This window comes from Paenibacillus ehimensis NBRC 15659 (assembly GCF_004000785.1).
Classification (GTDB): domain Bacteria; phylum Bacillota; class Bacilli; order Paenibacillales; family NBRC-103111; genus Paenibacillus_G; species Paenibacillus_G ehimensis.
Map to the genome: position 1 here is coordinate 16,227 of NZ_BILX01000017.1, position 25,520 is coordinate 41,746.

Sequence of the window (25,520 nt, forward strand, 5' to 3'; positions counted from 1 at the left end):
CGGTATTATAAGCGGTAGGTCGACGGGTAGTCGCGGTCTTCCGCATGCCAGCCGCCATTCATGACAAAATAGAACGTTGCATGAACGAGCAGAATGACCAAACCGAACAATAAGCAGAACAGCACGGACGGCCCGTTCAAGCTTTCCCCGATGAGACTCACGAGCGCTTTCGCATCGGTCAGCGCATCCCAGCTGTTCAGCCGGTATTCGCGTCCGAGCAAAATTCCGTACCCGCCCAGCATGGACACCACAACCACAAACAGCCACGAAACGCCGCTCCCGAACCTTCGCATGACCTGGTACTGAACCAAATAGGCGGAGCCGAAGCCAAGCAAGCATCCATTCCACGAGATCAGCAGCATGACCAGCAAATCATACCAGTAGCGGAACGTCCATCGTCCGGCCTCGACATACCAAGCTTTTTGAAGCGTGAGATGAATGAGGTCCGTCACGATATAGGGCGCATTCGGAAAAAACAGCAGCCAAGCCGCCCCGAGAGCAGCCGCGACGGCGGAACGGACCCACCCGGAAGCCAGCCGCTTTCCGAGCCACGTTGAGGCGACGGCAAGCAGCAGCGGAATCCAAGCCAGGAACAAATTCCACAGCAGGAAATCGAAATACGTTTTATTGCGGAATGCATAGTAAAGCAGAGTGCAGATCAGGGACAACAGTCCCATGGAGAGAACAAACTTTCCAGAATGCAGTTTTTTCATCCGGCCCTCCTTCACATGCCATTTTTACTCCCCGGGCAGCATGCCGCGCATGAACAGCTCGACCACTTGAGCGGCCAGCTGCTCTGGACTCCCCGAGCCTTCCGACAAATACGCAAAGGTTAAGCGCTCTATCGTACCTACGAAGCACTGCGCCACGACGTCCATATCCAGGGTCGAACGAAAGTAGCCGGACCGCTGCTCTTCGAGCAGGTTGTCCCGAATCAGAGCGGCCAGCTCCGCTTTAATGCTCACGGCCTCCGGGGCCTGAAACAACCCGATGCGCGTCAAGTGCGGGTCTTCCGTGAAAAAGCGAAAAAGCGTCTCCAGCACGCCAAGCACCCGCGCGTTCACTTCGCCCGGCTGCAGCCCGGCTTCCAAACGGCTCGACCTGGCCAGCTCCTGCAGCCGGGACCGGAAGTGGCCGACCAGTTCCTCGAACACCGCTTCCTTGCTTTCAAAATAAAGATAAAACGACGGCTGGGTCAGCCCGGCCTGAGCGACAATCGAGCTGATCTTCGTCTCGTAAAAGCCGAGTCCGGCAAACTGCTCCGCCGCCGCAGCCAGCAATCTCGCCCGGCTTTCTTGCCCTTTGGCTCCTTTGTTTCGCGCCATTCCGTCCGAACTCCTTGTACCTGCAAAATAGGTATTGCTTGTTCAAAAAGCTAAAAATGATTCGTACGCAGCCTTATTTCGTATTATGTCCCAGTCCTGCGCTCACCGTCAACTCGCAGCATTTCTATACCCGGTGCCGAAGCTCTTCGTAAGCTTCCTTCAGCCATGGGTGCACGACCTTCAAGGTATGCTTCCGCTCCCACAGGTAATCGATATAAGCGAACGCCCCATGCATAAGGGAACGGTTCAACTGCTCCTGCAGCTCGCGGATATACGGCGGTGTTCCGGGCTGATCCCATGCGATTTTGTCCGCTACGAACAGCACTTGATCGAGCAAGGTGGAGCCTGCCCGCAAGGTCGTATGGCAGCCGACCGCATCCAGGATCGCCGCATCGGTTACGCCAAACAGCTGCTCCGCCATCACCGCCGACAGCTTTTGATGAACGATCATCGGGAACGCTTCTTCTTCCGGCAGCACCTCGATGCCAAGCTCCCGCGAAACCGCAATTCGATCTCCGTTCGGGATGACCGCGCTGATGTCGTGCAGCCAGCCGGCCGTCTCCGCCGCCTCGGGATCGGCTCCGAACCGCAGCGCGATACGCCGCGCCTCCGTCCCGACGTCCATACAGTGCTCCGCCGTCTTCTCGCATCCGTTCAAGCTCAGAAAGCTCCGGATATCGTCCCGAAGCCGATTCGTTCGGGAAAACGGTTTCGTACGTTCGGTCAAAATAGGATGCATGCTTCTTCCTCCGTTCGCTTTTGCTTCATTTCGGGCCCCCGCCAACCGTCCGCTACGGCGCAAGGAACGAAGGCTTGTGCTCCGGGCATTGCTTGAGCGTAGCTTCGTGGGTCAAATATTTGCGGATCAAATTGCAATAATGCGGCGTCTCGTCCTGACCCGTGTTCGGTCTGAAATGTATACAGCCCAAGCACGGCTCCGCCACGACAAGGTGGCCCCTGCGTTGAAGCGCGGATAGAACCGCTCCGAGGCCCGTTTCCAACGAAGCCAGCGCTTCCTCCGGCAAGCTTTGGACGGCTTCCTCCAAGGCCTCCCCCCATCGGTCAAGCTTGGCTACGGCTTCTTCTCCTTGCGAAGTCAATTGAAGCAGCGTGATCCGGCGATCCCCGGGCTTCGCATACTTGGCGATCAACCCTTTGATCACCAGGCCGTTGACGATTTTGACGGCCGTGACATGGGTGGTCCCGAGATGATCCGCGAGGCTTCCGACGGATGCCACATCGCCGCGCGTATGGGCCGTAAACAATAGCGACTGGATTTGCACGGGAGACAATCCCGTATCGTCGCTCTCCATCTGGCCGATCTTCTTGACCGCCTGAGCCATGCGAACAAGCGCCATGCTGACACGGGCAGCCCGGTTTTCCTTCCGCTGCTGGGGATCGTAGCGCATTGGATTCTTCCTTCCATTCCTTTCTAGCCTTATCCTCCATTGTAACCGCTAGTCCCGCGAATATAAAGCTTACGTAAAAAGTGCGGGGCGTCTGTTCCGCACCCCGCACTTTGATTCATCCTTTTTTAACGTCTTCCAGGCTTGCGCCGAAGTTAATGTGAAACACGTTCCCGTCAATCACCAGCGCCGGCACCGACTGGACGCCCGCTCCTTCCGCTTCCGCAATGCGGTTCCGCTGCTCGCCCAAATGCACAATCTCGACAGCCGCCTTGGATGGATCGAGATTGTCCAGCACCATCTGCTCCGCGCTTACACAAACCTTGCACCCTGCATGATAAAATACCGCTTTTGCCATTTCAATCAGCTCCTCTTCTTTTATGTAGCATTGCTACATATTTAGTATAGAAACTCCCGCCGTCCGCATCAATTGCGATTTTTCTATCGTTTGCATAGGAAGAAACTATCGTTAGCGCGCATGATGCGATAACACTTTTTCCAGATGGACCTCCTCTTCATCTCTTTGAATTTCCATGTAGCCGTTGGCTTGATAAAATTGAACGGCGTCGAGCCAAGACGCTGTCGTTTCCAGCACGAGCTTCCCATAGCCCTTGTGCCTTGCCCTCCGTTCCAGCTCCTCCAGCATGCAGCGAGCGATGCCTCTTCTCCGGTACGGCTTCCACACGGACATTCTCGCGATTCTTCCCACGTCGCGCCCCTCTTGGATAAGGGCTCCCGTACAGACGATTTGCCCTTCAAGCGCGCCCGTCAAGAAGAGATGCCCCTGACCGGAATACCAATTCACGATATGGTCGAGGTCCTTGTTGTAGGACGGGTCCAATTCTCCGAACCTTTCCTCCAGCCCCGCGCAAACGATTCTTCTCGCCTGCTCCTGCGTCTCTTCGGTCACTTCCGCTATACTCAGCATCATGTTCATCCGTATATCCAATCCTTAACCTCCAAAATATGCTCGATTCTTGCAATCGGCCGTACCCCTTTATCCCTCATCGCTTCCATGCTCGTCCTGTAGCTGATAAACGGGATTCCGGCCCCGGCGGACGCTTGGCCGTCCATCCATGAATCGCCCACCGATATCCATTCGTCAGCCGCCATGGTGCGGAATTGATTCAAGGCATAAGTAAATCCGGAAGGGGACGGCTTCAGCGCCTCCATCTGCTCTCTGCCGATAATGGAGTCGAAATACGAATTGATTCCCGTTACTTCGAGCGCCTTAAGGGCGGCGGAAAGCGAGTTGTTCGTGACCACGACCAACACGAACTTGCCGTATAACGATTCGATCAGCTCCGGTACGCCTTTCTCCAGCCCTGCGCCTTCCATCCCGCGCACTTCATGCCTTTCCGCGATCTTCAGGCAAGAGAGGTACAGGGTGTGGCCCATGCCGGCTTGCTTGGCGTATTCGAGCATGGTGGATGCCGTATGTTCATGGAGCGGGAACCGCTCCGTCAAAATGCCTTGTTCGATCAAGTGCTGGCAAATATCTTCCTTCATCGCCGCAAAATCGATGCGGGATTGCAGCAGCGTATTGTCCATATCGAAAATAATGCCTTTGCATTTGCGGTCGTCTCGCATGAATTTCCCCGCTTCCCGTTTCATTTTAAGCCAGCACCCGCAGCACATCGTCAACCTTTTGCCGTGAGAGATGACGCCGCAGTTCATCCAAGTGAAAACATCGCCCTCGTAACCCCCGTCAATTGGAGGACGCGCCCCTCCGAAGCGCCGGCGCGATAACGAATAGCCGTCACTTGATATGATAAAGCGGGCCGGCCGCCTGGTCCGCCGTTCGTTCTCCCGCTTGTCCCTGCAGGTCGACCTTCTCCAATTGAGAATTATTATCACTAGTTAAATTTGAGTATAAAGCAAAAAAGAAAGCTCTTCAACCCTGTCAAAGAGCCTCCCCGCTTCCTTGCTTTATTGCTGACCCAAAAATTACTTTTCCATGATTCGCTTTAACGTTCGCAGATCGCTCTCGATCATCCCCGTGTCGTTGGCGAAGCTTTCGTCCGACATCCCGGGCTGCCGGAACGCCGTAAAGACCACCTCGCAGCCGGAGCCGTTGGGAACGACCCGCATCGGATTCAGGATCGTTTGTCCGGTGGCGACGGTTACCCAATGATCCGCGATGCCGTAATCGTTCTTGTCTACGAACTTGAGCGTGATCGGAGCTTCCGTCGTTTCCGCGATCCACTCCTCTCCCGATCTCCGGACCGATTTTACAAAGGACGTCACCCATTCCGGAAAATTCTCGGGATTCGCCACATAAGCGTACACCTCTTCGGGCCGGCGCTCAATGGAAATGCTTAATGTTTTGGAAGGCAGCACCGTCATCAAGTATCGCATTCTCCTTTCGGTTGGCATCTCGGCTTAAGCAAGCCATACCGGTATTGTAAATCACCCGGCAGCCAAAAGATTGAATAAATCGGACATCCGCCAAAATTACGGGCGTTTGCGCCTAGGCCAAGCAGCATCGATCAGTGAAGAGACGGCAATTCCCGCGCTATATCGTACGAGGTCCGCCGTCAAAAAGCCTTTTCCCAATACCAACGCCCCAAGGGTTGTCTCCCGGATCCGATTGATCCAATCGGCCTGATACAGCTGGCTGAACTCGATCGCAAAGCAAAACACGAGGCTGCACCACAGCGCGAACGAGACCTTCCAATGCGCAAAGCAAGCGCGAAAGCCGAAGTAGACCATGCAGGCCCACAAGGCATCGCCAAAATGCTCAGCAACAAAAACAGGCAGCCGGTCGGCGAACGCTCTGGACCCTAAGCCCAAAGCTATGGCGGCGAATACGGCCGCGATATAGGCGACCCTCGCTCTCCGCCGCCGCGCGGACCTCTCGTTAAATCTGCTCATAGGCATGGTCCGGCCATTCTTCCAAGACGGCCGATCTGTCTCCGTAAACTTTGTCCAAATGCTTTTCTCCCCAAAAGCAAAAGCTGTCCAGAACCGTTTTCAAGGTCAAACCGTATTCGCTAAGCTCATACTCCACTCTGGGCGGAATTTCATGGTAAACGGTCCGGTGAATGATCCCATCCTTTTCGAGCTCGCGAAGCTGCTGCGTGAGCATTTTTGGGGTGATGTCGGGAATTAATTTTTTCAGCTCGTTTGTGCGCTTTTTGCCGGTTGTCAGATGGTACAGGATGATGCTCTTCCACTTTCCCCCGATGACCTCCAGCGTGACCTCTACCCCATTGCGGTATTTCTTCAAGGTACCACTCCCCTGCCTTCCCGAGAGGATCTTCTTTTCAGTATAAAAATGATACTATAGTACTTGAAAGTATCTAGTGCACTTTGAAGTGCGTACTTCACATGATAGTTTATATCATCCATAATACCATCTGTAACCGGCCATTGACTACCGCGTCGAACCGTTCTCCCAAGAAGCCGCCGGGAATATGACACGAAAGAAGGTCGTTAACCCATGAAAGCTCTTGTCACCGTCACGCACCCCCGCAAAAACTCTCTGACGTACGCTGTAATGAATCGTTTTGTCGAAGGCCTGAAGCAAAACAACCACGAAGTCGATCTGCTGGACTTGGACCGCGACGGCTTCAATCCTGTGTATACCGCTGAAGATGAGAAGGATTGGATAAATCCGGCCAAAAGTTACTCTCCCGAGATCCGCAAGGAAATGCACCGGATCGCTGCGGCGAACGCGCTTGTTTTCGTGTTCCCGTTATGGTGGTACAGCGTGCCCTCCATGCTCAAGGGGTACTTGGACAAAGTATGGAACATGGGGCTGCTCGAAGAAATGGCTTCGAAAAAAGTGCTGTGGATCTGCCTGGCCGGCGGGGATCGAAAGCACTTGTCAAAATACAACCGCGAGGAGATGCTGACGCATTATCTCAATGTGGCGGTGGCCGGCTACGCCCGAGTGAAGGAATCCAGGGTTGAGCTGTTATACGACACTCTTTCCGAATCCAAGGAGCACATTGCGAGTTTGCTGGAACGCGCCTATCAGCTGGGACGCGAGTACGAATAAGAAAGAGCAAGGTTCCTTTGCAAAAAGGCCAGCGCCGTCTGCCACGCTTCGCGGGCCGCAGCAGCCGCAGCCCCGGCCCGGACTCCCTGCTCCGCGGTCACCGGCAGATTCGGAATGTCAATGAGATGGCCCGCTTCGGGAAAATGCGCGTGACACACTTCCCAGCGGTATCCGCACTTCTTCAGCGTTTGCAGCACTCCTTCCGCCATCCCGGCGGACGGCCAGGTCGCGTCATGCGCGCCGGTCATCAGCAGCGCCGGGGCGCGCATCGCTTCCACCCGGATACGGGCCGCCTCCAGCTGCTCGTCCGACGAAGTCTGCAGCGCTTGCTCGTGAAGCTTGCGCAATTGGGCAAGCTCGGCGGCGGTCCAGCTTTTCGGCCCGCCAGGGTATGGAAGATACGGCAGCGGCCGGCCTTCGTGCGTCCATGAGGATCGGCGGCTGGCAGGCGCGATAGCGATGCCTTCAAATACATGAGACGCGGGCGAATAGCCGACGACCGCCCGGACGGCTTGCGGGTACAAGGAAGCGTACAGCAGCGCCAGCTCGCTTCCTTTGGAAAGGCCCATGACTCCGGCTCTGGCGGCGTCGATCCCCGGCTGCTCCTGCAGCCAGCGCATCGCGCGGTCGACCCCCTCAATCGGCACCTCCGCAAGCCGGTTCGGCAGGCCTGAGCGGCCCTGCCAGTCGAAATAGGCCACCGCCAGCGCCGCGAAGCCGTGCGAGCTCAAGAGAGCGGCCATCTGCTCGGACCAGAGCAAGCCGCCGGCGGATCCTCCCAGCACCAGCACGGCAGGAAGCGAACCGCGTCCCGAAGCATCGGGGCAAAAATATTTGCCCGCGAACGGCTCCGTCATTTCCGTTACCCGGACATCGTCGGATACAAAATGAAGGTCAACGGTACGTTCTCCAAGCAACACGCCATCCGAGGATAACCGGAAGGTGACCGCTTGCGGCGCACTGCCGCTTTTCATAAAGTAAACAGGATCGGAACCGCCCGGACGCATCGACCAGAGCAAGCCGTTCGCATCGATTCCGCCGTAAGTACCCTCCTCGGGAGCCGTCCCTGCCGTATCCACCGTCCCCTGATCGTCGCCCCGATATATGCCGAAGGAACGCCACACTTTCCCCAGATCGTCTTGCGCGAATGCTTCCAGCGTAATCTTTTGCCCCGGGGTTAAATGCCGAATCCCCAGTTCCAAAGTTCCGTCGATCCTGTTCGGCGCCTGCCCGATGCTCCATACCGGTTCCATCATGACTCCTCCAAGTCCTGTTTAATTTGCTTCAATAACTGCAGATCCAGCTCCATATGGGCGACGCCGTTGGCAAACACCTGCCGGACAAGCCGGGGATTGCCGGACAGCTCCGCCTTGCCCGGCTCGCCCTTGTTCCAAAGCGCAATTTTGTGCTCCAGCCCGGCAATCTGCTGCTCGAGGCACCGGATCACTTCCTTCTTCGGAAGCCGGCCCATCATGAACAGAGCGGCATACAAAGCCGAAGGGAATTCAGTGGACGGGACGCTCATCGCTTCCGCGATTAAGCTCATCAGCAGCTCGGTGCCTTGCGGCGTGATCTCGTACACCGCTCTCGTCTTGTTGCCGCTTCTCTCCGTATCCCGGATTTGCACGCAGCCTTCCTTGGCGAGCTGCCGCAGAGCATGATAGATCGACCCGGGCAGCACATTCGACCATAAGTCGACCCGGTCTTTCTCGAGCTGCTGAATCAGATCGTAGCCGTGCATCGATTGTTTAGCCAGCATGCCCAGCACAATTAAGCGGATCACCGCAGTCACTCCTTTTATTCAAATTTGAATAAATAAATTTAACTAAAAAATAGCATGTCCTGTGAAAAAACGCAAGCTGCTCGCTTGAAATGACGGTTGTGCAATATACCATCCTTATTGTATAATCATAACGCACGATTATATGTCATAACATACGTTTGTTTTACTATAACATACATAGAGGTGCGAACTATGCTTATCCTTCCTTTCTTGTCGTACATCATAGCGACGAGCTTCACGCCCGGTCCCAATAACATCATGGCGATGTCCAACGCGAACAAACACGGGCTAAGAAAAACATTCCGGTTTATTTTTGGCGTCACCGTCGGATTTTTTGCCATCATGCTCTTGTCCAGCTTTTTCAATCTGATGTTATATCATTATATCCCGCGGATTACGTTCGTGATGAACCTGCTGGGGAGTCTGTACATGGCCTATCTCGCCTTCAAAATTATGAGAGTAAATAAACCGCAAAATAAAGAACAAGTTAACGACACGTTAAACTCGTTCTTTACGGGATTCATTCTGCAATTTGTTAACCCCAAGGGAATCTTGTACGGGATCACGGCCATTTCTACCTTCGTCATTCCGTTCTACAAGTCCGGCCTGAGCTTGCTGCTTTTTTCCGTACTGCTTGCGTTTGTGGGATTTTTGTCCACTTTCATGTGGGCGGTGTTCGGTTCGTTGTTTCAAAAGTTTCTGTCCAACTACGAACGGCCCTTTCATATCGTCATGGGGTTGTTGCTGCTGTACAGCGCCATCTCGATTTTCTTATAAGCTGCCCGACAATGGACAAACGCGACCTTCCCTTGCTCAAAATTGAAAAAAGACACCGGCCAAGAGGCAGTGTCGAAGCTAACGCCGCCCGGGAAATCCCCGATATTAGCGCAGAGCCGTTTCAACGATGATGGTCAAAAACGACAGGGTTAAATAGTAGAGCGAAAATTTGAAGCTGGCTTTCGCCCATTCCCGGTCGTCCTTCGTAAATAACCCGCTTAAGCATTTCAAAAACCAAATGCCGAGAAGAACGGTAGAGATGATTAAATAACCGATACCGACCCAGTCGTCGACATACAGCCAATAAGTAACCGGAAATAAAGCTGCGACATAGGGCAGCATTTGCCATTTGGTACGGCGGACGCCTTTTACGACGGGGAGCAGCGGATAGCCCGCCGCCCGGTACTCGTCCTTCTTCAAGATCCCAAGCGCCCAAAAATGCGGCGGCTGCCATAAAAACATGACGAGAAATAATAGCCATGCTCCCAGATTCAACTCATTGGAAAAGCTGCAGTAGCCGATCATGGGCGGCATCGCTCCGGAAATCCCTCCGACGGAGGTGCTCCAAGTCGATGTCGGCTTCAACCATGCCGTATAGATCACCACATAGACAAAGATGCCGACGAAGCCCAGAACCATGCTAAGCGAATTCACATAAACGTATAAAAGAGCTAATCCTGCTAAACCCGCTGCGATTCCGACCGCCAAAACGATCCGAGGGTTCAGCCGACCGCCGGGCAGCGGCCGGTTTCTTGTCCTTTCCATGTGCACATCCCGGAACCGGTCCAAGTAATTATTCCCGATTGAGGCAGCCGCCATGGTTAACGTCGTACCCACCAGCATGAAGAACAAGCCAGCGAATTCAAAATTCCACCGCGAAGCAAGACAATAACCGGCAAACACGCCAAACAGATTGGAGGTCATGATTCTCGGCTTTATCACAGAAATCCAGTCTTTCCAAGCGCTCTCCAATCCCTGTAGCGCCTCCTTTTCAAGGTATCATGTATTGCCGGTCAGTCTTTCCTTCGTATCCGCTTCGATCCCGTCCAGACGCTTCAGAAATGTCCTCCTCCAGTTCACGGACAATTCTTCCACTTCCAGAATCTTCTTGATGCCTTCGATATGATCCTTCTCACGGTGCATGATCCGGTTGGCGTAGGACACGGTAATGGCCTTGGGATGGGAAAAAATGCGGATCAGCCCGTCACGCCGGGATACGACGCCTTCTTTCAGCACGCGAAAATAAAAGCCGGTATATCCTGTTTCCTGAACCTTCAGCGGCATGTCGGGCAATCCGTAGCGTACGGACAGCTTGTAACAGGGCTGACGCGGTTGACTGACCTGAACGATCGCTTCGCCAAGCTTAAACGTATCGCCGATGCAAACCTCCTCCTCCAGCAGCCCCCGGACCGTCAGATTTTCCCCGAATGCGCCGTATTCCAATGTTCTCTGCAATTGTTTCTCCCAGAACGGATAGTGCTCGTAAGGATAGACGCAAACCGCCTTCTCCCTGCCTCCGTGATGAACAAGATCCGCCTGTCCGTCCCCCTCGAAATTCACCCACGATAAAAACAACTCCTCGTCGACCGGTGTCTTGTATATGCCGGTGGAGACGTCCTTATTGTTAAACTGCACTTCTATCGGTTTGCCGGTATTCAGCGAAAGGATCTCTACCTGTCTCATTGTAAGCTCACCTCGACTTTCACCTTGCTGCATGATTAGAGTATAATCCCGCTTCTCCCCTCAATCAATTCAATTGTTTATATAAAAACCATAGATATAACCTATGGTTTCAGAAAAGGAGTGATCTCCCCGGCGCAAGTCACGATCAATTTGTGCATGGCCCGGGAGCAGGCGATATAGAGCAGGCTTTTATCCAGCTCCGTCCGGTACGTTGAGGCATCGGCGAACGGCACGATGACTTGATCGAACTCCAAGCCTTTGGCCAAATGCGCATAGGTAACGACGATGCCCTCGTGGAACTGCTCGCTGTTGAAATCCAGCAAATGAATCTTATGCCCCATTTCCTTCAGCTTCGCGTACACTTCTTCGGCTTGGGCATGCGTCTTGCAGATGATCCCGAGCGAATGATGCCCGGACGCCAAGAAATCGCCGGTCAGCCTCCTTAGCGTATCCATTTCATCCCTTGGACTGGGACACGGCAGGACAAGCGGCTCCTCGCCATGCCGTTCGATCGGGATTAGTTTACTGTTCTGCTTCAGCTTCTGGGCAAAAGTTGTAATTTCAACGGTCGAACGGTAGCTTTTAAGCAGCTCGACCGTGTCCGCCCCGGGGAACACCTTTTTAATTTCGGCTAACGATGACGAGGAATAAGGATTCACGGATTGGCTGCTGTCGCCCAGAATCGTTTTCTTGCATTTGAACCATTTCGATAAAACCGCGTATTGAATCGGCGTATAATCCTGCATCTCATCCACCAGCAGATGCTTGACGAGATCGAACGGCGTCACTCCCTCAAAATAAATTTTCAAATAAATGAGCGGAAACACATCCGAGTATTCCAGCTTCTTGCCCTGCTTTAGCTTGAACAGGTCAGGCCTGCCCAAATAGCGGTAAAATTCCTTGTACAAGGAGAGAACGTCTTGGCATTTGAACATTTTTTTGACGGCTGTCTTGATCTTTTTGGAAGCTGATGCGGCGACCCGGTTTCCGTCTACGTCTTTGTAATTGGCTGTGACATGGGCCGCCGTCTTCTCCAGCCTCGATTTGACAGGCAACCTTCCGGAAGCCTCATAGCTGCTGAGCACAGCCTCTTTCGAAATCGTCACTTTATCGATCGTAATATCCTCAGGCGAGAAATATTGTTCCTCCGCATATTGGATAAACGCATCCATTTGACCGACAAACTCGGCGGCAGCTTTAAACTTGATCCGTTCGATTACGGATTCGTCCGTTTCGTCGCCAGTATCGCCCAGCAGCTCCGACACCTGCTCGTAAAACGTCTGAAACTTGCCGATGCCCGACAGCTCCTTGGCAGCCAGCTCCTCCAGGCTCACTTCCATGATTTTTTCTTCACCCAGCTCGGGCAGCACGTTCGAGATATAATCGGAGAACACTTTATTGGGAGAAATGATCAGGACATTCCGGGAGCTTAACGTTTCCTTGTGCCGATACAGTAAAAAGGCGACTCTGTGCAAAGCGACCGACGTTTTCCCCGAACCGGCAACGCCCTGAATGATCAGTTCGTGAGCCGCTTCATTTCGGATGATGGCGTTCTGTTCTTTTTGGATCGTCGCCACGATATTTTTCATTCTTTCGTTCGAAGAACCGCTAAGCTCCTTTTGAAGGACATCGTCATGGATCGTCATCGAGCTTTCGATCATATATTCCATCGCGCCTTGATTAATCTTATACTGTCTCTTCAAACCGATCTCGCCATGCACCTCTCCGATGGGCGCCGAATAGAACGCTTGGCCCACCTCAAAATCATAAAACAGGCTGGCTACGGGAGAGCGCCAATCGTAGATTAAATTATCGTGGCCGTTTTCTTCGGTGAAGGAATGCACTCCGATATAGAACGAGTCCGCTTTTGGTTGCTGCCCCTCCTTGAAGTCCACTCTCCCAAAGTAGGGGGATTGCAGCAACTTCTGAACCCGCCTGCGCTTGGCGATCGCTTTCTCCCCCAGATCAATGGTTAGCGACACGTCCACCCGGTTCGCCGCCCGTTCCGCCGGGTCCAATACAGCCGCATTGTCCCAAAGATATTTCTTGGCTTCAATGACCGCTTCGTAAGTGGACGATACTTTATCGTCCATCTCCTTCAGGGCTTGATGGAGCTTGGCTAGGATAACTTCAAGATATCGTCTCTCTTCCGCTTCCGTACTATTAAACATCCGTGCAGCCTCCTTCTGAATCATTCGCCTAAGCAGAGCTTGCGTGCCCTGCAAAAGCGGTATATAGAATATAAAAGATCCGGCAAAAAAAGAATAGACTTTTTCTTTCCGATGAGTTATTCTGATGATAGAGTATGCCCCACGGATAAATTACTAATTATTTCCAATCTCGATGCATTAAAATAAAGCAAACCGCCCTCAAAGGCGGTTTTTTCGCGTCGAATTCAAAATTTCGTTATTTCTCATGTTGCCGTATCATAAATAATGATTCCTTCATTCGTATCGTCCAGTTCCCCGACTAATATTCCTTCATTACTCCATACCGCAAATTGCCAACACTTTCAAAATTATCACAATGGCCTGGCCAATTAGATTGTGTCCAATCCTGGGTAAAAACAGCGAAAGCGGAGGTGTGATCATGAGAATTGCTGCGGCTCAAATGAGACCCCAGAAGGGAGAAAACTTTTAGCCGCAGGAGAGATGTTTTGTCTGGAAGTCTATTCGATTCATTTTATTTATTTTAACGACAAATGTATACTTTTCATGAATGAAACTTTTTATGTTAGAAAAGGAGAACGTAAAAATGACACTATTTGCAAAAACACCACAGCCGCCTTATTACGCCGTTATTTTTTCAAGTCAGCGTTCGGAAGGGGATCACGGTTACGGGAAAATGGCAGAAAAAATGGTATCCTTGGCATCCAACCAACCAGGCTTTTTGGGAGTAGAAAGCGTTCGGGACGGTCATGGTTTCGGGATAACCGTTTCATACTGGGATTCCTTGGATGCCATTCGGAATTGGAAAGCAAACGAAGAGCATTTGGCGGCACAGGATAAGGGGAAAACGATCTGGTACGAAAATTATATAACAAGAATCTGTCGAGTTGAAAAAGAATACGGCCTAAAGGAAGTATGATTGATCGCTGTGTAAAGCGTCAAATAGCCCCCATCTTTGTCCAAGATGAGGGCTTTCATGCTCGGCTTGTTCAAAGACTATTCGCCTACGGCTATGGCTTCGATTTCAATCAAGAACTGATCATTCACCAGTTTACTTACTTCAACCGCCGAACTGGCAGGCGGATTTTTCGTATTGACATAGCTATCCCGAATGTCCCGCACGGTCTGCATTTGGGCGATGTCCGTCACAAAGAAGGTCAACTTTACAACATCGTTGAAGCTAACGCCGGAAGCCTCCAGCGCAGACTTGATGTTTTCGAATACCTGCCTGGTTTGTGCGGCCAGATCTCCCGGACCTACCAATTCTCCGTGTTGGTTAACGGCAACCTGCCCGGAAACATAAATCGTTCTTCCGTTTCGTACTTCCACAACTTGGGTATAGCCTTTTGCAGGCGGCATCGACTGCGGATTCCTGAAAATGATTTGCTTATCGTTTTGCATGACTTCAGCTCCCTACGAAAGATTCGATGACCGGATATGAGATGATATTTCGATCCCGGTACGTTGCTTCTACCGCGGCATCCCGCTCTCCGACGATTCCGTTTTGCAAGATGACCGTCTTAAAGCCTCTCTCCTTCGCCCCATTGTACGTGAACAGGACGCAGTGCTCTGCGGCAAATCCCGATACGATCACCAGACCGACTTCGTTCTCCAATAAGAGCTGTTCCAGATCCGTTTTCCAAAACGCATTGGGGAATACCTTGGTGATTCGCTTCTCATGCTCTTCCACTCTAATTTCGGGTATGATCTCGAATAGCTCCTTATTGGATTCTTGCCGGCTCTCAATGTCTTGAATATGGACAATAAGATGCCCCTTTGACCGAAGCAGGTCTGCCGTGTAATTAATGTATTCGCATGCTTTTCCGATATTCGATTGTTCTTTGTCCTTCAGAAAGACGGTCTGCATATCCACAATTAATAGGGCGATTTTCAAAGTCTTTCAGCTCCCTTATTTATGAATTTTCGCACTTTTCCTTGATCGGAATCCATAGTTCAACCTGTTCTTCCTCTACATTTTCTTCAAAATAATAGATTTCCATCGGACACGTATGATCTAAAAATTTCTGCTGATATCCATTTTCCTGCATCCAATGAAACAGTTTAGGGTACGCTTCACCAATCGATTTCGTTGTACAATTGATTTTGGCATACGTTGTGGACGGCAGCTTAAAACCGATCATTCCCTCTGGAATGATCGATAAATCCTCTACTTCCAGGCAGGCAAAGTACGTAGCAAATATCCCGTTGCACATATAGGGGGAAAACAGCACTTCCTGATTTTTCGCATTAATGACTTCATGCCTTCGCTCTACAAATTGAGTTTGAATCTGCAGCGCGGCATCCGGAAAATGCTGCGGGAAATTCGCCGTAATACTTTGACCGACCAATTGAACCTCTTTGGTAGCGATTTCACAATGAAACTTTAGCTTCTCCACAGGAATCAGTCCTTCCTTCGTTTTTTTGTTTGTTTCCTCCTTGCTTTCCGGTAATGCTTCCGTCCGTTCCCCTGCCTATGTATCATCTTCCATACTCCATCGATGAACAATTTCACTATTTTTTTTCAGATGGGCCGATCGGAGAATATTTTTCTCTTTTAAATCAAGCAGCGTATCGTAGTATGTTTCCTCCAAATTTCCCCAACTATCAAAGCTGCCTTCACCTTCTTTCAGATCCATACACCAAAGGTATCCCTTAATCGAGCCTTTTCGCGAATCGTCCCAGTCTCCAATGAGAGGACGCTTCCAGTTTCCTCCAAGCGAAGAAGCAAGTATGCTTTTCCCTTCAAACGGTTCAGGCTTTACAAATGTTTCAAGATTCTCCTCTTCATTCGAAACGTACAACCGTCCGCAGCAGGTGCATTGATAAATTAATTTAGTCAAATGTGCCGCCATTCTGCGTATGCCCATTGCCGCTCTTTCTTTATCTTTATCCGCCGGTCCCGATTTCTCGATAGCTCGATCTATCGCATCCAAAAAATCAAACCAATCTTGATCCGATATCAGATGTCCCTTATAAGGCAAATAATCGGTTTGGTCGACAATAATACCGCCGCAATCACATCTGATTTTCACTCATACGCCTCCGTTACTCTATCTCAAGGCCTTCGCGCAAACGCTCCTGATAAATCCGGTAATTCTCCTCATCGAAGCAAACGAACCAAATCTGTTCGAGCCCTGACTCTGGATTGCAGCGGATAAAAGTGGACACCGCCTCTAAAGCAGTTTTGGCGGCCAGAGCCTTCGGAAATCGATAAATGCCGGTGCTAATATTGGGAAAAGCGATGCTGCGGGCTTGATTTTTGCTGGCTAAATGCAATGTGTTTGCATAGCAGTTCATTAATTTCTGTTCCTCGCCGTTCGTTCCGCCATTCCAGACCGGCCCTACGGTGTGAATCACAAAGGACGCCGGTAAATTTCCCGCTGTCGTCACAACGGCCTCGCCTACCTGGCAGCCGCCCTGCTGCTCTCGAATCTTCCTGCATTCCTCCAAAATCCGCTTGCCGCCGGCTCTGTGGATCGCCCCGTCAACCCCGCCCCCGCCGAGCAGGCTTGTATTGGCGGCATTCACGATGACATCCGGGGCTACTTTTGTAATATCTCCTTGGAATACCTTGACGGTAGTCGTTTGCAGCTTTATCTCTTCCATGATCAAACCTCCACGCAATAAAAAACATCACGGAAATACTCGTATTCGAGATCCTGATGTTTTTTAGCGCCAATTGCTAGTTTCGGTCATAATTATAATCGATAACCGGCTTAAGGTGTTACATAATTCTTCCTCGCTTCTCTGGCATACAGGTACCACCCGATCAGCAGAAATGGAATCGATATCAACACGCCTATCCCCGCGTGCTTAAAAATGCCAAGCAGACTGTTAGAAAAATCATTCACGATACTAAAAGTAACCGACTTCGGCAATTCGACAGTAGGACTGACTTCAATCCTGTAATTTCCTTCTTCAACGATCTCGAAGCTGTACAGCGACTCGCCTCTCGTATCGTTCAATGTAAAATTCATGGAAGAATCCTTCACCAAAAGAATTTCCGTATTGTCCGACACTTTAACTATCTTGACCGAGACCAGACTGGATATATTATTGAATTTCTCTTCCTTTTTTAGCTGGAGCGCTCCCAAATCAAGCTGTTTCGAATCGAATTCGTAGAACAAATGATGTTTCCCCGATGTTAAGAACATGTCCTTTGTGGCGGGAGCGCTTATCATGACTCTGTTGCTCAAAGGATTATGACTCCAGAAATTAACTATTGCAACCACCATCCCTACAACGATGATGGCGCCGCCCAATATTAAAAACAAATATTGAGAAATCAACCGTTTCATCGGTAACTCCTTAAGGTTTTCTCCGGCTTCCTTCTCTTCATATGCACCCGAGGACCGGTAATTCGTCGAGCTGCCGATAAACCATCTTGCCTTTTTGCTCGGCCACTCTGACCATCTCGTCCGCTCCCTGAGACGGTCCTCCAACCCGGAGCACCGCATCGCAGCAATCCAGCAACCGAATCGATGACGGATGGAAAATGCGATTGAACACATCGTCTCCGATAGTCTTCGAACCTGCTGTTGCGATCAACGGGAGCGCATACCACTCGCCTAGAACAGGCAAATGTCCTGCTTCGTATACGTGCAAAGCGATTTCGTTCATAAAGCGGACGTTTTGTTCCAGAAGCTCAGGATCGTCCCCGGTTCCCGAGCGATACGGTCCGGCGATAAGAATATGCAGCGGCTTGACCTCCAGCCCAAGAAGTCCGTGAATTTGCGCGTGCTGCAGCAGCAGGATCGTTTTGGCATCGCAGATTTCGCCGGTTCGGACCATTTCGAGCGCCCGGGTAAACGGGAGTTCAAGAACCTCGATATGCTCCTGCTCTTCTTCCAGCCCTCCGCCATTCCCCGTCAGCATGCCCGGACTGTATTCGGCCGTATAAAAATGCAAAATCTCGGTCACGGAGCCGGGAGACATATAAGCCTCGCCGACCTTGACAATCTCGCTCACGCGATACCCCGTCTCCTCCTCCGTCTCGCGTACAATGCTCGCTTCCGGGGTTTCCCGGTCCAGCAAGCCCGCACACGTTTCGATAAGCATTCCCGTGTCGTTTCCGTTCACGTAGGTCGGCATCCGAAACTGCTTGGTCAGGACAACCGTCTGCTTCGCCCGGTTATAAAGCAGGATCGTCGCCCCATTGCCGCGGTCATACACTTCACGCGCTTGGGTTTCCCACGTGTCGTCCTTTTTTTGATACTCGAAGGTCAATTTCTTCAAGACGTACCAGTTGTCCGATAACATCTCCTCTTTCAGGATTCGCACTCTTGGGTTGCCTTGTCTTGTCATATGGATCGCTTCCTCCCTAAGAAAAATCCGGAATCCTTCGAAATCCGGATCTTCCCTTCACGTTCGATCATGGAATTTAAAAAACGTTCAAAATGATGCAGCGCAGCTCCCGTCAACCGCTGTCGGGCGTTCATTGGCGTCGAGGTGATGTATTCCAGCAGCGGCCGGACTTCGCTCACGATCAGATGATCGTCGTAAGAATACAGTCGAACCTCGGAAAACCACGGGGACAAAAGCTGCTCACCGTTGTCCAAATTAAAACGCTCGATGACAGGGTCCAGCACACGGATCTCGGGATCAAACGCTGCAGCGAGCTGCTCGACTTCCTGCAAATGCCGCTTGCTCATCGTCGAAGCAAACAAGCATCCTCCGGGCTTTAAGACGCGATGAATTTCGGAGAGCGCTTTGGGAATGTCCGGGACATGGTATAGCATATTGTTGGCAATAACAATATCGAACTGTTCGTCATGGAAAGGAATATCCTGTACATCGGCCAGCACAAACTTGAATTGCGCTTTCCGTTCCCCTAAGCTGCTTCGCGCTTCCTCAAGCATACCATGCGAAAAATCCGAGAGCGTTACCCTCCAAGCTTCGGGAACGCGGTCCATGTTCCGGGCCCATAAAGCGCCGTCGCCGCAGCCGACCTCCAGCACCGTGCATCCGGTCTGCTCGATCAAATGCCCGAACAGCCAGCGATGCCAACCGGTCGGATTGACGCTGCATTTATCGTAGAGCTGGATTCTTGTTTGCAGACGCGTCGCGGTATGGTACTGCTCCACCCAATCCTTTTCCGAATGGACCGCATGGATAAGCTCGATCAGACTGCTCCACTCCACGTCCTGCGGCTCGTTCTTTAGGATGCCCATTGCTTGATTTATCGCTTTAACCACAACCTCCATATGCGCGAGCTTCTGCCGGAGCGTCTCTTTTTGCGCCGTTAACGAGCTTCGGAGATCATGTCCGGACAGCGACTCTTCGCGGATCACTTCCTTGATTTCTTGAAGGGTCAAGCCGATATACTTTAACGTCTGAATCTTCTGCAGCCGGACCAGATCCTCTTTACTGTACAGTCTCACTGACGCCTGACTGTGCTGGGAAGGAGACAGCAGCCCGATCTGGTCGTAGTACCGCAGCGTTCGCAGCGTGATCCCTGTCCTTTTGGCAATTTGCCCTGTCGTTGCATAGTCGCCGCTTTTCACATTGACCCCCTCCGTAACTCATATGAACCCTAAGGCGATTATATCCGGTTACGTCACGTCACCTTCAAGCTTTATTTTCGGAGAGCACAGCCTGCACGTCTTCAACGAAGCTCATTTTATTAGCCTCAATGTAGGTAAGTAAATGATCGAATATATTTTCTTCCTGAGAGTTGATCGTTAATTTTTCGGCCGCAAGCTGGATTTCTTCGAAAAATTCATCATCTGCAATGCCATGGATTTGCCTAAAATGATTGATTTCATACAGCTCCAAGCCCTGCAAATCACGATTTAACTGCCCGGTGCTCAAATGGTATTTTTCCAGAATCCGTTTGATGTCCTTCAAAGCGTTCGCATCATGAACCGCTCCGATACGTTCCAGCGCTTCGATTGTCTCGTTAAGATATTTTCCGGTCGAGTTTTCCAAAAATCCCAGGATGCCGTTCATATTCAATTCGGTATCGAAATCGATGAGCAGCACGATGTCCCGAAGTAAAGCCGGAAGCTTATAGAAGACCGCTTCGTCCTTCAGTTGAATGTTTTCTTCGCTGTACCTTTTTATACCGACGTGATCCATAATTTCATCAGCGGATGCATTTATTAGCTCTTTATCATCAGGCAGTAATCTTCGTATGACGGTTTGATGGATTTCCATTTGTCCTCTCCTTGTTCGACTTGAAGCAGCTTCCTAGATCCGCTGCGCGAATGCAGCATAATCTTTTATACTTTACACAGTCTTTTTCCGACCAAGGCTTTTGCCGCTTCGTCCGAAATCTCGGTCAAAATACCAATATGGTTTATCTTTCTTGCCACCGATCCATAGTTTAACATTTCAATGGAGGTTACATAAATTTTTTGCTCTCTGTCTTCTTTATTCACTAAAGTGTCTCCGTTTCCCAAAATCGAGCCGCTTTCGGTTATTTCTCCCGCAAGCACATACCCTCGACCTGTGATCTTGAAAACATCCTTCACTTCAAGCTCGAACATCGTTCACCATCCTTTTATTGCGCAGTCAGCAATGATATTCTCCTCTTATTTACATCGTCTTCCCGACGATTAAACTAAATACTCCGGTACCTCCAATATGGCATACGATGCCTGGACTTCCAAGTATCCCCTGCTTGCCAACGCAAAAAAGCGAAGCCGAGACTTCGCCAAAATACCATATTGAGGAAAACGTTTCGCCCTGAAAAACCGCGATATGCGAATACATCCCCGCCGACAAGCGGCTTTCCCCGCTATTTTTTTGAATCTATAGGTTCGAGGCCGGTTGGTTTAGAAGAAAATTGAATAATAAAGTTCTAGACTGCCTCATTGAACTTTCGTACCCGTAAGCGTAAGGGGAGATTTTTCGTTACCACGGCTGACTGCCTGAATGATTCTCAGTAAATTGGCTATCACTTGGTATAACCCACTGTACAAGTTGAATGACGACACCATTGGGATCAGTAACCTGAAACAAACGTTCACCCCAAGGGTCCTCTCGAATAGGTTCCGTGATCGTGACACCCTCGTTTTTAAGGCGTTCATATTCTACCTCGAGTTCGTCGACGACAAAAGCCACAATTACACCCGATACCTTGTCATTGCGAATGGCTTCGGGAAGAACATCCTTCCCCGATTCCAGGAAAATTAGAGGCATGTTTAACCCGTGATGCGTGAGATATGCAAAGCCGTCTGCACTCCACTTTTCTTGAAATTTAAAGTGTGTCTTTAAAAATCGGCTTGATGCTTCCACATCGGTAACGGTTAAGGACAAAGCGGTTGAATTGATTTCCACTGTATTACACCCTTTCATTTTAGATTCAAGCTTATCTTACTACATATAAGCTAGAGCTAAAGTTTTGGCATAGACATCCTATGTTAAAGCAGTAAAATGATTTCTACTCTAGAATCAGGTATAATCTTTCCATCTGAACCGGAGGTGGATGAATTGGCATTAAGACCAGCTGATATCGCTCGCAAACTCAACATTAGCACAAGCTCGTTACGGCATTATGAGGAGTGGGGACTCATCCCGCCTGTCGAGCGCTCAAGCAATGGTTACCGGATCTATACCGATCTGCATGTCGCTTATTTCGAATGCATTCGTGCTATGGCGGACGGTTTCGGGCTCCTATTAACGGCGGAAGTACTTAAGAACTTGCAAGCCAATCAGGTAGGTTTGGCTTTTTGGGTCGTTAACGAGGCTCAATCATCGTTGCACAAAGAAAAGATCGTTTTTGAGGAAACAATAAAAATGATCAGGGAAACTCCCCCGGAAGCACAGAGAAGGAATCTAACGATGAAAGACATTGCGAAAGAAACGGGAATTCCAACGACAACCATTCGGTATTGGGAAAAGGTTGGGCTTCTATCGATCCCTCGGAGTAGTGACAATAACTACCGGATGTTTGATCAAGACCATATTCGCCAGATCCGAGTCGTTCATGCTCTTAAAACGTCCCCTTATGTTTATACCTACTCCCTGAATGGTATCAAAGAGATTATTCAAGGACTTGATTTTAATGATGCCGATAAAATCAAAAAAATCTCGTTGGATTATCAGAACCACTTGGATCGAATCAATCAACTTCAAATGAAAGGTGTACGTTATTTGTACCGGCTATGTGAGCTATTAGAATTGGTTTCCTAATATTAAGAGCCGAGCGTGGTTCATATTATTTTTTGACGACTCGTGCTCGTCATACAAATTTTCCTCATGACTGCCCGTTAGCCGGGTCTAATACTTTTTTATTTCAGTCTAATCCCATATGGCCTCGCGGCCACCACCATGAATGAAAATGGGGTATCAAGTCGAACTCGCAGAAGCACCAGCTTAATCCATAACTTGGTATTACCTTGTTTTAAGGACCCTTTTTTCGCTTTCGTACTATGTCACTTTACTATAAATCCTATTTTTCTCTGGACATCAGCTCCTGTTAAGCAAGGAGATAAAGTTCGAATCCGTTTGATCAACGCGGGCTATCAATCGATTCTTATTTAGAAGAATGGCTGGCTTTATTTTGTTGCGCCCATTTTTGGCCCCAATCACGCATTTCTTTTTAGAATGGTTTGAAAATCTTTCCCTTTTTCTGTTAAGGAATATTCTACAGTTACAGGTACAGTAGGAAATGCCTTCCGATGAACGATTTCATTTTTTCTAAAGTATGAAGTATCTGCGATTAAAAAATCAGTCACGTAAAAAGCTCTGCAGCGAAGAAGGTATATACTCGCGTCAGGCGTATGAGTGAACTGGAGCCTGTGTTTCGGGATATCAAGAACTACCGTGGACTCAAAAGATAGCTGCTTCGAAGCTTACCCAAAGTAAGACTGGAGGTCGGGTGGCTTTCGCTTGCCCATAACCTGCTAAAGAATGTAGCAATTGACGCCAAAAATAAAGGAGCTAAGCACAGACAAGTCGCTTAGCTCCTTTTTTCATTCAACTATTCACCTGTTTTACCATCTGCACAGATTCTAAAATAGTTACTTTTGGGACAGCCTTTCATCCAGCATAAAGCCGGCGAAATCCGATAACCATTTAAGCAGCGTCAAAAATTTGACTCTTGTGCTTGTTCTTCGTCAAGCTGAAGAAAAGAGTGGGACGTCAGCTTGTTCATGAAATCCCTGATAAACTCCAGCTGTTCCTTTGTATACTCGGCCATCAAGTGGGCCGCAGCGGCCTGGATGCGTTCATCCAGCCGCTCGTGTAGCTTATAGATCGTCTCTCCCTGCGGTGTAAGCACAAAATACAGTTCCTTTTTATTGCCCGGAATAGTCTCGAACGCGATCAAGCCGAGCACCTCAAGACGTTTCGTTAGTTTAGAAACGGTTCCCTTAGGAATGCCGAATCGGCTAGACAGCGTGCTTCCATTCGTCCGGCCGAGCTTGCCGATTCCATCCAACACATGAAACATCATAAATGTCATCTCGCTCAATATGGACTGCACTTGCTGATCCGAGGTTTGCGCCAACATCCAAGCCTTTTCCTCATCGTCCTCTTCCTGTATTTTTTTTGCAAATCGTGTAAATACCTCAAACACTTCCCGGAGCAACCGTTCATCGTGAGGCTGATTCATGTTTCCTTTGTTCCTTTCCTTTTCACCGTAACATTGTCCTCAGTATAACAAATTAAATCAAGATTCGTAAATAATGTTTCCTAGAAACAATATTGACACCCGCAATCCCTTCTGTTATATTGTTTCCAGGAAACAAAAGTGAGTGAATAAGGAGTGCCTTGCCATGAATAAAACCTTTAATGAAGTGCTGGCAGCTATCATGAGTCATCGCTCGATCCGCAAATTCAAAAACGAAAAGCTGACACCATCCCAGATCGAAATCATCGTTCGGGCCGCCCAGATGGCCTCGTCCTCCAGTTTCATGCAAGCCTACTCGATTATCGGGCTTACCGATCCCGCCCTGAAGCGGGAGTTAAGCGAAATCACAAAGACGCCGTATATTGAGGAGAACGGACACCTGTTCATTTTCTGCGCGGATTTAAAACGACTCACGGTTATGGGTACCGAGCAAGAGAAGCAGGATATGCGAATGATGCTGGAAAGCTCTGTTTTTTATCAAATCGCTGTCACCGACACAGCGCTTGCCGCTCAGAACGCCGTACTGGCTGCAGAATCTCTAGGGCTTGGCGCCGTTATTATGGGATCAGTCTCCAAAGATATTCGGCGGCTTGACCAGATGCTTGCACTGCCGGAATATGTCGCCCCGCTCTTCGGCATCGCTGTTGGCGTACCCGACCAGCAGCCTGAGATTAAGCCCCGCCTTCCGCTAGAAGCCGTTTACTTCGAAAATAGTTACCCATCCGAAAGCGATTTGCGGGAACGAATCGAAGCGTACGATCATGATATGAGACGCTACTACCAAACCCGCAGCGAGAATAACCGCGACGCCGGCTGGTCGCGAAGTCATATCGACCTGCTCAAATTGCAATTGCCGCTCAGCGGCATGACGGAGTATTTGCATGGAAAGGGCTTAAACGTAACCTGAAAAGAATTGCATGGGTATTGCGGGGGAAATGGGTCTATCAATAATTTTGTGTAAACTCTTTTTAAGAAATGCTCCCGAGGGGGCATTGACCCTTACGGCAGATGCTGGCCAATTCGCTCCGGAAAGAAAAACGAGAGTTGCAGCAGCATTTGGCCCCAGTTCTACGGCTTGTGGAAGCAGAAACACATTGGCTATGTCGGTAAACTAAAGTGGACAAAAACGATTGGCCAAAAGAAGTCCAAGCCTGCCGCTATTGGACGCGCTATGTCGACGAAGACTGGATTATCGAAGGCATTAGCTTAATTTACAAAGCGACATCCTGGAATGAGAGCCGATCGATTTGTGGCGCTTCTACAATCAGCGCTGCTGTATGGAAAACTATATCAAGGAGGCCAAGAACGGCTTCACCATCGACCGTATCGCCACAGGAGATTTTAAAGCCACTGAGTTGGACTTGCTGATCAAGCTGCTCGCCTACAATTTGTTCGAGCGCTTCAAACGAGACTGTTGCGAGCCCGTGCATCAAGGCTACACGATTGCAAGATTCCGGCTGGAATTCTTCCAGTGCGCTGCGACGCTGATTCGGCATGACCGATCGGTCGTGTTGAAGCTGATGAACAACTTCGCCGGCCAGCATGTTTGGAAACGAATCGAAGCCCACGTGGCGCGATTGGAATGACAATTTGCCAAATTTTCACCTGGAAAATTGAACGGCCTCTTCAGTGGGGAAGGGGAAAGAGTACCCTGACGGGTTCTCCTCTCCATAGAACACAGGTAAAGCTCCACATTCTTACATCTTGGTAGGCCATTGCTCTAGTTTCTTGCCACTTTATGGGCTTTCGAAATTCAGGATAATTTCAATTCGTAAAGTAAATATCGATAGTCGTACTCT

33 protein-coding genes and 2 pseudogenes are annotated in these 25,520 nt (G+C 50.1%); 7 read left to right on the plus strand and 28 right to left on the minus strand.

Annotated features, from left to right (window positions below):
* Positions 1 to 5: 5 nt before the first annotated feature.
* The 10 genes from PEH01S_RS12295 to PEH01S_RS12340 all read right to left on the minus strand — a co-directional run bounded on the left by PEH01S_RS12295 (position 6) and on the right by PEH01S_RS12340 (position 5,960).
* The gene (locus PEH01S_RS12295; RefSeq protein ID WP_127485694.1) at positions 6 to 713 is read right to left on the minus strand and encodes a DUF1361 domain-containing protein; all 708 of its coding nucleotides are present in this window, start codon (positions 711 to 713) and stop codon (positions 6 to 8) included.
* 24 nt (positions 714 to 737) lie between these two features.
* Positions 738 to 1,325, minus strand: a complete 588-nt coding sequence (locus PEH01S_RS12300; protein WP_025847023.1) for a TetR/AcrR family transcriptional regulator — start codon at positions 1,323 to 1,325, stop codon at positions 738 to 740.
* A gap of 124 nt (positions 1,326 to 1,449) precedes the next feature.
* Positions 1,450 to 2,064 carry a bis(5'-nucleosyl)-tetraphosphatase (symmetrical) YqeK gene (yqeK, locus tag PEH01S_RS12305; RefSeq protein WP_127485697.1) on the minus strand — a complete coding sequence of 205 codons (615 nt, stop codon included), beginning with the start codon at positions 2,062 to 2,064 and terminating at the stop codon, positions 1,450 to 1,452.
* Between the two features lie 52 nt (positions 2,065 to 2,116).
* Positions 2,117 to 2,734, minus strand: a complete 618-nt coding sequence (locus PEH01S_RS12310; RefSeq protein WP_127485699.1) for a MarR family winged helix-turn-helix transcriptional regulator — start codon at positions 2,732 to 2,734, stop codon at positions 2,117 to 2,119.
* A gap of 115 nt (positions 2,735 to 2,849) precedes the next feature.
* Positions 2,850 to 3,089, minus strand: coding sequence for a thioredoxin family protein (locus PEH01S_RS12315; RefSeq protein WP_127485701.1), 240 nt, complete (start codon positions 3,087 to 3,089; stop codon positions 2,850 to 2,852).
* A 111-nt stretch (positions 3,090 to 3,200) separates the two neighbouring features.
* Positions 3,201 to 3,680, minus strand: a complete 480-nt coding sequence (locus tag PEH01S_RS12320) for a GNAT family N-acetyltransferase (RefSeq protein ID WP_127485703.1) — start codon at positions 3,678 to 3,680, stop codon at positions 3,201 to 3,203.
* A complete protein-coding gene (locus PEH01S_RS12325) occupies positions 3,665 to 4,345 on the minus strand; it encodes an HAD family hydrolase (RefSeq protein WP_246062893.1) in 681 nt (226 codons plus the stop codon). The genes PEH01S_RS12320 and PEH01S_RS12325 overlap by 16 nt, the downstream gene beginning before the upstream one ends.
* Before the next feature lie 333 nt (positions 4,346 to 4,678).
* Entirely contained in the window at positions 4,679 to 5,077 is a 399-nt protein-coding gene (locus tag PEH01S_RS12330; RefSeq protein WP_246062902.1) for an SRPBCC family protein, read from the minus strand.
* A gap of 108 nt (positions 5,078 to 5,185) precedes the next feature.
* Positions 5,186 to 5,605: a ribosomal maturation YjgA family protein gene (locus tag PEH01S_RS12335; RefSeq protein WP_051570241.1), complete on the minus strand. Its 420-nt coding sequence runs from the start codon at positions 5,603 to 5,605 to the stop codon at positions 5,186 to 5,188.
* Positions 5,592 to 5,960 carry a winged helix-turn-helix transcriptional regulator gene (locus tag PEH01S_RS12340; RefSeq protein ID WP_025847034.1) on the minus strand — a complete coding sequence of 123 codons (369 nt, stop codon included), beginning with the start codon at positions 5,958 to 5,960 and terminating at the stop codon, positions 5,592 to 5,594. Before PEH01S_RS12340 ends, PEH01S_RS12335 begins: the two co-directional genes overlap by 14 nt.
* Before the next feature lie 213 nt (positions 5,961 to 6,173).
* Here PEH01S_RS12340 and PEH01S_RS12345 point away from each other — a divergent pair, with 213 nt between their 5' ends.
* Positions 6,174 to 6,734, plus strand: a complete 561-nt coding sequence (locus tag PEH01S_RS12345) for an NAD(P)H oxidoreductase (RefSeq protein ID WP_127485707.1) — start codon at positions 6,174 to 6,176, stop codon at positions 6,732 to 6,734.
* Here the strand turns inward: PEH01S_RS12345 and PEH01S_RS12350 are convergent.
* Together PEH01S_RS12350 and PEH01S_RS12355 are read right to left on the minus strand one after the other, a co-directional pair.
* Positions 6,710 to 7,987 carry an acyl-CoA thioesterase/bile acid-CoA:amino acid N-acyltransferase family protein gene (locus PEH01S_RS12350; RefSeq protein WP_164827805.1) on the minus strand — a complete coding sequence of 426 codons (1,278 nt, stop codon included), beginning with the start codon at positions 7,985 to 7,987 and terminating at the stop codon, positions 6,710 to 6,712. The two genes, PEH01S_RS12345 and PEH01S_RS12350, sit on opposite strands and share 25 nt — an antisense overlap.
* Complete coding sequence (locus tag PEH01S_RS12355; protein ID WP_127485711.1) at positions 7,987 to 8,517, minus strand: PadR family transcriptional regulator; 531 nt, start codon at positions 8,515 to 8,517, stop codon at positions 7,987 to 7,989. The genes PEH01S_RS12350 and PEH01S_RS12355 overlap by 1 nt, the downstream gene beginning before the upstream one ends.
* Before the next feature lie 192 nt (positions 8,518 to 8,709).
* On the opposite strand from PEH01S_RS12355, the gene PEH01S_RS12360 reads away from it, so the two are divergent.
* Complete coding sequence (locus PEH01S_RS12360; RefSeq protein ID WP_127485714.1) at positions 8,710 to 9,294, plus strand: LysE family transporter; 585 nt, start codon at positions 8,710 to 8,712, stop codon at positions 9,292 to 9,294.
* 105 nt (positions 9,295 to 9,399) lie between these two features.
* On the opposite strand, the gene cyoE is transcribed toward PEH01S_RS12360, so the two are convergent.
* From cyoE to PEH01S_RS12375, 3 genes are all read right to left on the minus strand, one after another.
* Entirely contained in the window at positions 9,400 to 10,266 is an 867-nt protein-coding gene (cyoE, locus tag PEH01S_RS12365) for a heme o synthase (protein WP_127485716.1), read from the minus strand.
* A 27-nt stretch (positions 10,267 to 10,293) separates the two neighbouring features.
* Positions 10,294 to 10,977 carry an MOSC domain-containing protein gene (locus tag PEH01S_RS12370; RefSeq protein ID WP_127485718.1) on the minus strand — a complete coding sequence of 228 codons (684 nt, stop codon included), beginning with the start codon at positions 10,975 to 10,977 and terminating at the stop codon, positions 10,294 to 10,296.
* Positions 10,978 to 11,078: 101 nt separating this feature from the next.
* A complete protein-coding gene (locus PEH01S_RS12375; RefSeq protein ID WP_127485721.1) occupies positions 11,079 to 13,148 on the minus strand; it encodes a HelD family protein in 2,070 nt (689 codons plus the stop codon).
* 583 nt (positions 13,149 to 13,731) lie between these two features.
* On the opposite strand from PEH01S_RS12375, the gene PEH01S_RS12380 reads away from it, so the two are divergent.
* The gene (locus tag PEH01S_RS12380; protein ID WP_127485723.1) at positions 13,732 to 14,064 is read left to right on the plus strand and encodes an antibiotic biosynthesis monooxygenase family protein; all 333 of its coding nucleotides are present in this window, start codon (positions 13,732 to 13,734) and stop codon (positions 14,062 to 14,064) included.
* A 77-nt stretch (positions 14,065 to 14,141) separates the two neighbouring features.
* Here the strand turns inward: PEH01S_RS12380 and PEH01S_RS12385 are convergent, their stop codons facing one another.
* The 11 genes from PEH01S_RS12385 to PEH01S_RS12435 form a co-directional block, all read right to left on the minus strand.
* Entirely contained in the window at positions 14,142 to 14,546 is a 405-nt protein-coding gene (locus tag PEH01S_RS12385) for a RidA family protein (RefSeq protein ID WP_127485725.1), read from the minus strand.
* Between the two features lie 4 nt (positions 14,547 to 14,550).
* On the minus strand, positions 14,551 to 15,039 hold the full coding sequence (locus PEH01S_RS12390; protein WP_127485727.1) for a cysteine hydrolase family protein: 489 nt from the start codon (positions 15,037 to 15,039) through the stop codon (positions 14,551 to 14,553).
* A gap of 19 nt (positions 15,040 to 15,058) precedes the next feature.
* A complete protein-coding gene (locus PEH01S_RS12395; RefSeq protein WP_246062896.1) occupies positions 15,059 to 15,541 on the minus strand; it encodes a GyrI-like domain-containing protein in 483 nt (160 codons plus the stop codon).
* 75 nt (positions 15,542 to 15,616) lie between these two features.
* Positions 15,617 to 16,177 (minus strand): hypothetical protein, encoded by a 561-nt coding sequence (locus PEH01S_RS12400; RefSeq protein WP_127485731.1) that lies wholly within the window; start codon positions 16,175 to 16,177, stop codon positions 15,617 to 15,619.
* Positions 16,178 to 16,190: 13 nt separating this feature from the next.
* Positions 16,191 to 16,751, minus strand: coding sequence for an O-acetyl-ADP-ribose deacetylase (locus tag PEH01S_RS12405; protein WP_127485846.1), 561 nt, complete (start codon positions 16,749 to 16,751; stop codon positions 16,191 to 16,193).
* A 110-nt stretch (positions 16,752 to 16,861) separates the two neighbouring features.
* A complete protein-coding gene (locus PEH01S_RS12410) occupies positions 16,862 to 17,443 on the minus strand; it encodes a hypothetical protein (RefSeq protein ID WP_127485733.1) in 582 nt (193 codons plus the stop codon).
* Between the two features lie 37 nt (positions 17,444 to 17,480).
* Positions 17,481 to 18,449: a GDP-mannose pyrophosphatase NudK gene (gene nudK, locus PEH01S_RS12415; RefSeq protein ID WP_127485735.1), complete on the minus strand. Its 969-nt coding sequence runs from the start codon at positions 18,447 to 18,449 to the stop codon at positions 17,481 to 17,483.
* The gene (locus PEH01S_RS12420) at positions 18,446 to 19,648 is read right to left on the minus strand and encodes a MerR family transcriptional regulator (protein WP_127485737.1); all 1,203 of its coding nucleotides are present in this window, start codon (positions 19,646 to 19,648) and stop codon (positions 18,446 to 18,448) included. The genes nudK and PEH01S_RS12420 overlap by 4 nt, the downstream gene beginning before the upstream one ends.
* Positions 19,649 to 19,712: 64 nt before the next feature.
* Positions 19,713 to 20,300 carry a DMP19 family protein gene (locus PEH01S_RS12425; RefSeq protein WP_127485739.1) on the minus strand — a complete coding sequence of 196 codons (588 nt, stop codon included), beginning with the start codon at positions 20,298 to 20,300 and terminating at the stop codon, positions 19,713 to 19,715.
* A gap of 65 nt (positions 20,301 to 20,365) precedes the next feature.
* Entirely contained in the window at positions 20,366 to 20,632 is a 267-nt protein-coding gene (locus PEH01S_RS12430) for a hypothetical protein (RefSeq protein ID WP_127485741.1), read from the minus strand.
* A 367-nt stretch (positions 20,633 to 20,999) separates the two neighbouring features.
* Positions 21,000 to 21,425 carry a VOC family protein gene (locus PEH01S_RS12435; protein WP_127485743.1) on the minus strand — a complete coding sequence of 142 codons (426 nt, stop codon included), beginning with the start codon at positions 21,423 to 21,425 and terminating at the stop codon, positions 21,000 to 21,002.
* Positions 21,426 to 21,578: 153 nt separating this feature from the next.
* Here PEH01S_RS12435 and PEH01S_RS12440 point away from each other — a divergent pair, with 153 nt between their 5' ends.
* The gene (locus PEH01S_RS12440; RefSeq protein ID WP_164827807.1) at positions 21,579 to 22,280 is read left to right on the plus strand and encodes a MerR family transcriptional regulator; all 702 of its coding nucleotides are present in this window, start codon (positions 21,579 to 21,581) and stop codon (positions 22,278 to 22,280) included.
* Positions 22,281 to 22,675: 395 nt separating this feature from the next.
* On the opposite strand, the gene PEH01S_RS12445 is transcribed toward PEH01S_RS12440, so the two are convergent.
* A complete protein-coding gene (locus PEH01S_RS12445) occupies positions 22,676 to 22,825 on the minus strand; it encodes a winged helix-turn-helix transcriptional regulator (protein WP_407669433.1) in 150 nt (49 codons plus the stop codon).
* On the opposite strand from PEH01S_RS12445, the pseudogene PEH01S_RS36300 reads away from it, so the two are divergent.
* Positions 22,792 to 23,053, plus strand: a pseudogene (locus PEH01S_RS36300) (transposase); the annotation flags it as partial. The gene PEH01S_RS12445 and the pseudogene PEH01S_RS36300 sit on opposite strands and share 34 nt — an antisense overlap.
* A 122-nt stretch (positions 23,054 to 23,175) precedes the next feature.
* Here the strand turns inward: PEH01S_RS36300 and PEH01S_RS12455 are convergent.
* Positions 23,176 to 23,703: a MarR family transcriptional regulator gene (locus PEH01S_RS12455; protein WP_127485747.1), complete on the minus strand. Its 528-nt coding sequence runs from the start codon at positions 23,701 to 23,703 to the stop codon at positions 23,176 to 23,178.
* Positions 23,704 to 23,866: 163 nt separating this feature from the next.
* Between PEH01S_RS12455 and PEH01S_RS12460 the strand changes: the two genes are divergently transcribed.
* Positions 23,867 to 24,628 (plus strand): NADPH-dependent oxidoreductase, encoded by a 762-nt coding sequence (locus PEH01S_RS12460; protein WP_127485749.1) that lies wholly within the window; start codon positions 23,867 to 23,869, stop codon positions 24,626 to 24,628.
* Positions 24,629 to 24,787: 159 nt separating this feature from the next.
* Positions 24,788 to 25,307: pseudogene (locus PEH01S_RS12465) on the plus strand (transposase); the annotation flags it as partial.
* Between the last annotated feature and the right edge of the window lie 213 nt (positions 25,308 to 25,520).

Excerpts from the sequence above, each read along its gene's own strand:
- PEH01S_RS12295 (WP_127485694.1), bottom strand. The coding sequence starts at position 713 with ATGAAAAAACTGCATTCTGGAAAGTTTGTTCTCTCCATGGGACTGTTG.
- PEH01S_RS12300 (WP_025847023.1), bottom strand. The coding sequence starts at position 1,325 with ATGGCGCGAAACAAAGGAGCCAAAGGGCAAGAAAGCCGGGCGAGATTG.
- yqeK (WP_127485697.1), bottom strand. The coding sequence starts at position 2,064 with ATGCATCCTATTTTGACCGAACGTACGAAACCGTTTTCCCGAACGAAT.
- PEH01S_RS12310 (WP_127485699.1), bottom strand. The coding sequence starts at position 2,734 with ATGCGCTACGATCCCCAGCAGCGGAAGGAAAACCGGGCTGCCCGTGTC.
- PEH01S_RS12315 (WP_127485701.1), bottom strand. The coding sequence starts at position 3,089 with ATGGCAAAAGCGGTATTTTATCATGCAGGGTGCAAGGTTTGTGTAAGC.
- PEH01S_RS12325 (WP_246062893.1), bottom strand. The coding sequence starts at position 4,345 with ATGAAACGGGAAGCGGGGAAATTCATGCGAGACGACCGCAAATGCAAA.
- PEH01S_RS12330 (WP_246062902.1), bottom strand. The coding sequence starts at position 5,077 with ATGACGGTGCTGCCTTCCAAAACATTAAGCATTTCCATTGAGCGCCGG.
- PEH01S_RS12335 (WP_051570241.1), bottom strand. The coding sequence starts at position 5,605 with ATGAGCAGATTTAACGAGAGGTCCGCGCGGCGGCGGAGAGCGAGGGTC.
- PEH01S_RS12345 (WP_127485707.1), top strand. The coding sequence starts at position 6,174 with ATGAAAGCTCTTGTCACCGTCACGCACCCCCGCAAAAACTCTCTGACG.
- PEH01S_RS12350 (WP_164827805.1), bottom strand. The coding sequence starts at position 7,987 with ATGGAACCGGTATGGAGCATCGGGCAGGCGCCGAACAGGATCGACGGA.
- PEH01S_RS12360 (WP_127485714.1), top strand. The coding sequence starts at position 8,710 with ATGCTTATCCTTCCTTTCTTGTCGTACATCATAGCGACGAGCTTCACG.
- PEH01S_RS12370 (WP_127485718.1), bottom strand. The coding sequence starts at position 10,977 with ATGAGACAGGTAGAGATCCTTTCGCTGAATACCGGCAAACCGATAGAA.
- PEH01S_RS12375 (WP_127485721.1), bottom strand. The coding sequence starts at position 13,148 with ATGTTTAATAGTACGGAAGCGGAAGAGAGACGATATCTTGAAGTTATC.
- PEH01S_RS12380 (WP_127485723.1), top strand. The coding sequence starts at position 13,732 with ATGACACTATTTGCAAAAACACCACAGCCGCCTTATTACGCCGTTATT.
- PEH01S_RS12385 (WP_127485725.1), bottom strand. The coding sequence starts at position 14,546 with ATGCAAAACGATAAGCAAATCATTTTCAGGAATCCGCAGTCGATGCCG.
- PEH01S_RS12405 (WP_127485846.1), bottom strand. The coding sequence starts at position 16,751 with ATGGAAGAGATAAAGCTGCAAACGACTACCGTCAAGGTATTCCAAGGA.
- PEH01S_RS12410 (WP_127485733.1), bottom strand. The coding sequence starts at position 17,443 with ATGAAACGGTTGATTTCTCAATATTTGTTTTTAATATTGGGCGGCGCC.
- nudK (WP_127485735.1), bottom strand. The coding sequence starts at position 18,449 with ATGACAAGACAAGGCAACCCAAGAGTGCGAATCCTGAAAGAGGAGATG.
- PEH01S_RS12425 (WP_127485739.1), bottom strand. The coding sequence starts at position 20,300 with ATGGAAATCCATCAAACCGTCATACGAAGATTACTGCCTGATGATAAA.
- PEH01S_RS12430 (WP_127485741.1), bottom strand. The coding sequence starts at position 20,632 with ATGTTCGAGCTTGAAGTGAAGGATGTTTTCAAGATCACAGGTCGAGGG.
- PEH01S_RS12455 (WP_127485747.1), bottom strand. The coding sequence starts at position 23,703 with ATGAATCAGCCTCACGATGAACGGTTGCTCCGGGAAGTGTTTGAGGTA.
- PEH01S_RS12460 (WP_127485749.1), top strand. The coding sequence starts at position 23,867 with ATGAATAAAACCTTTAATGAAGTGCTGGCAGCTATCATGAGTCATCGC.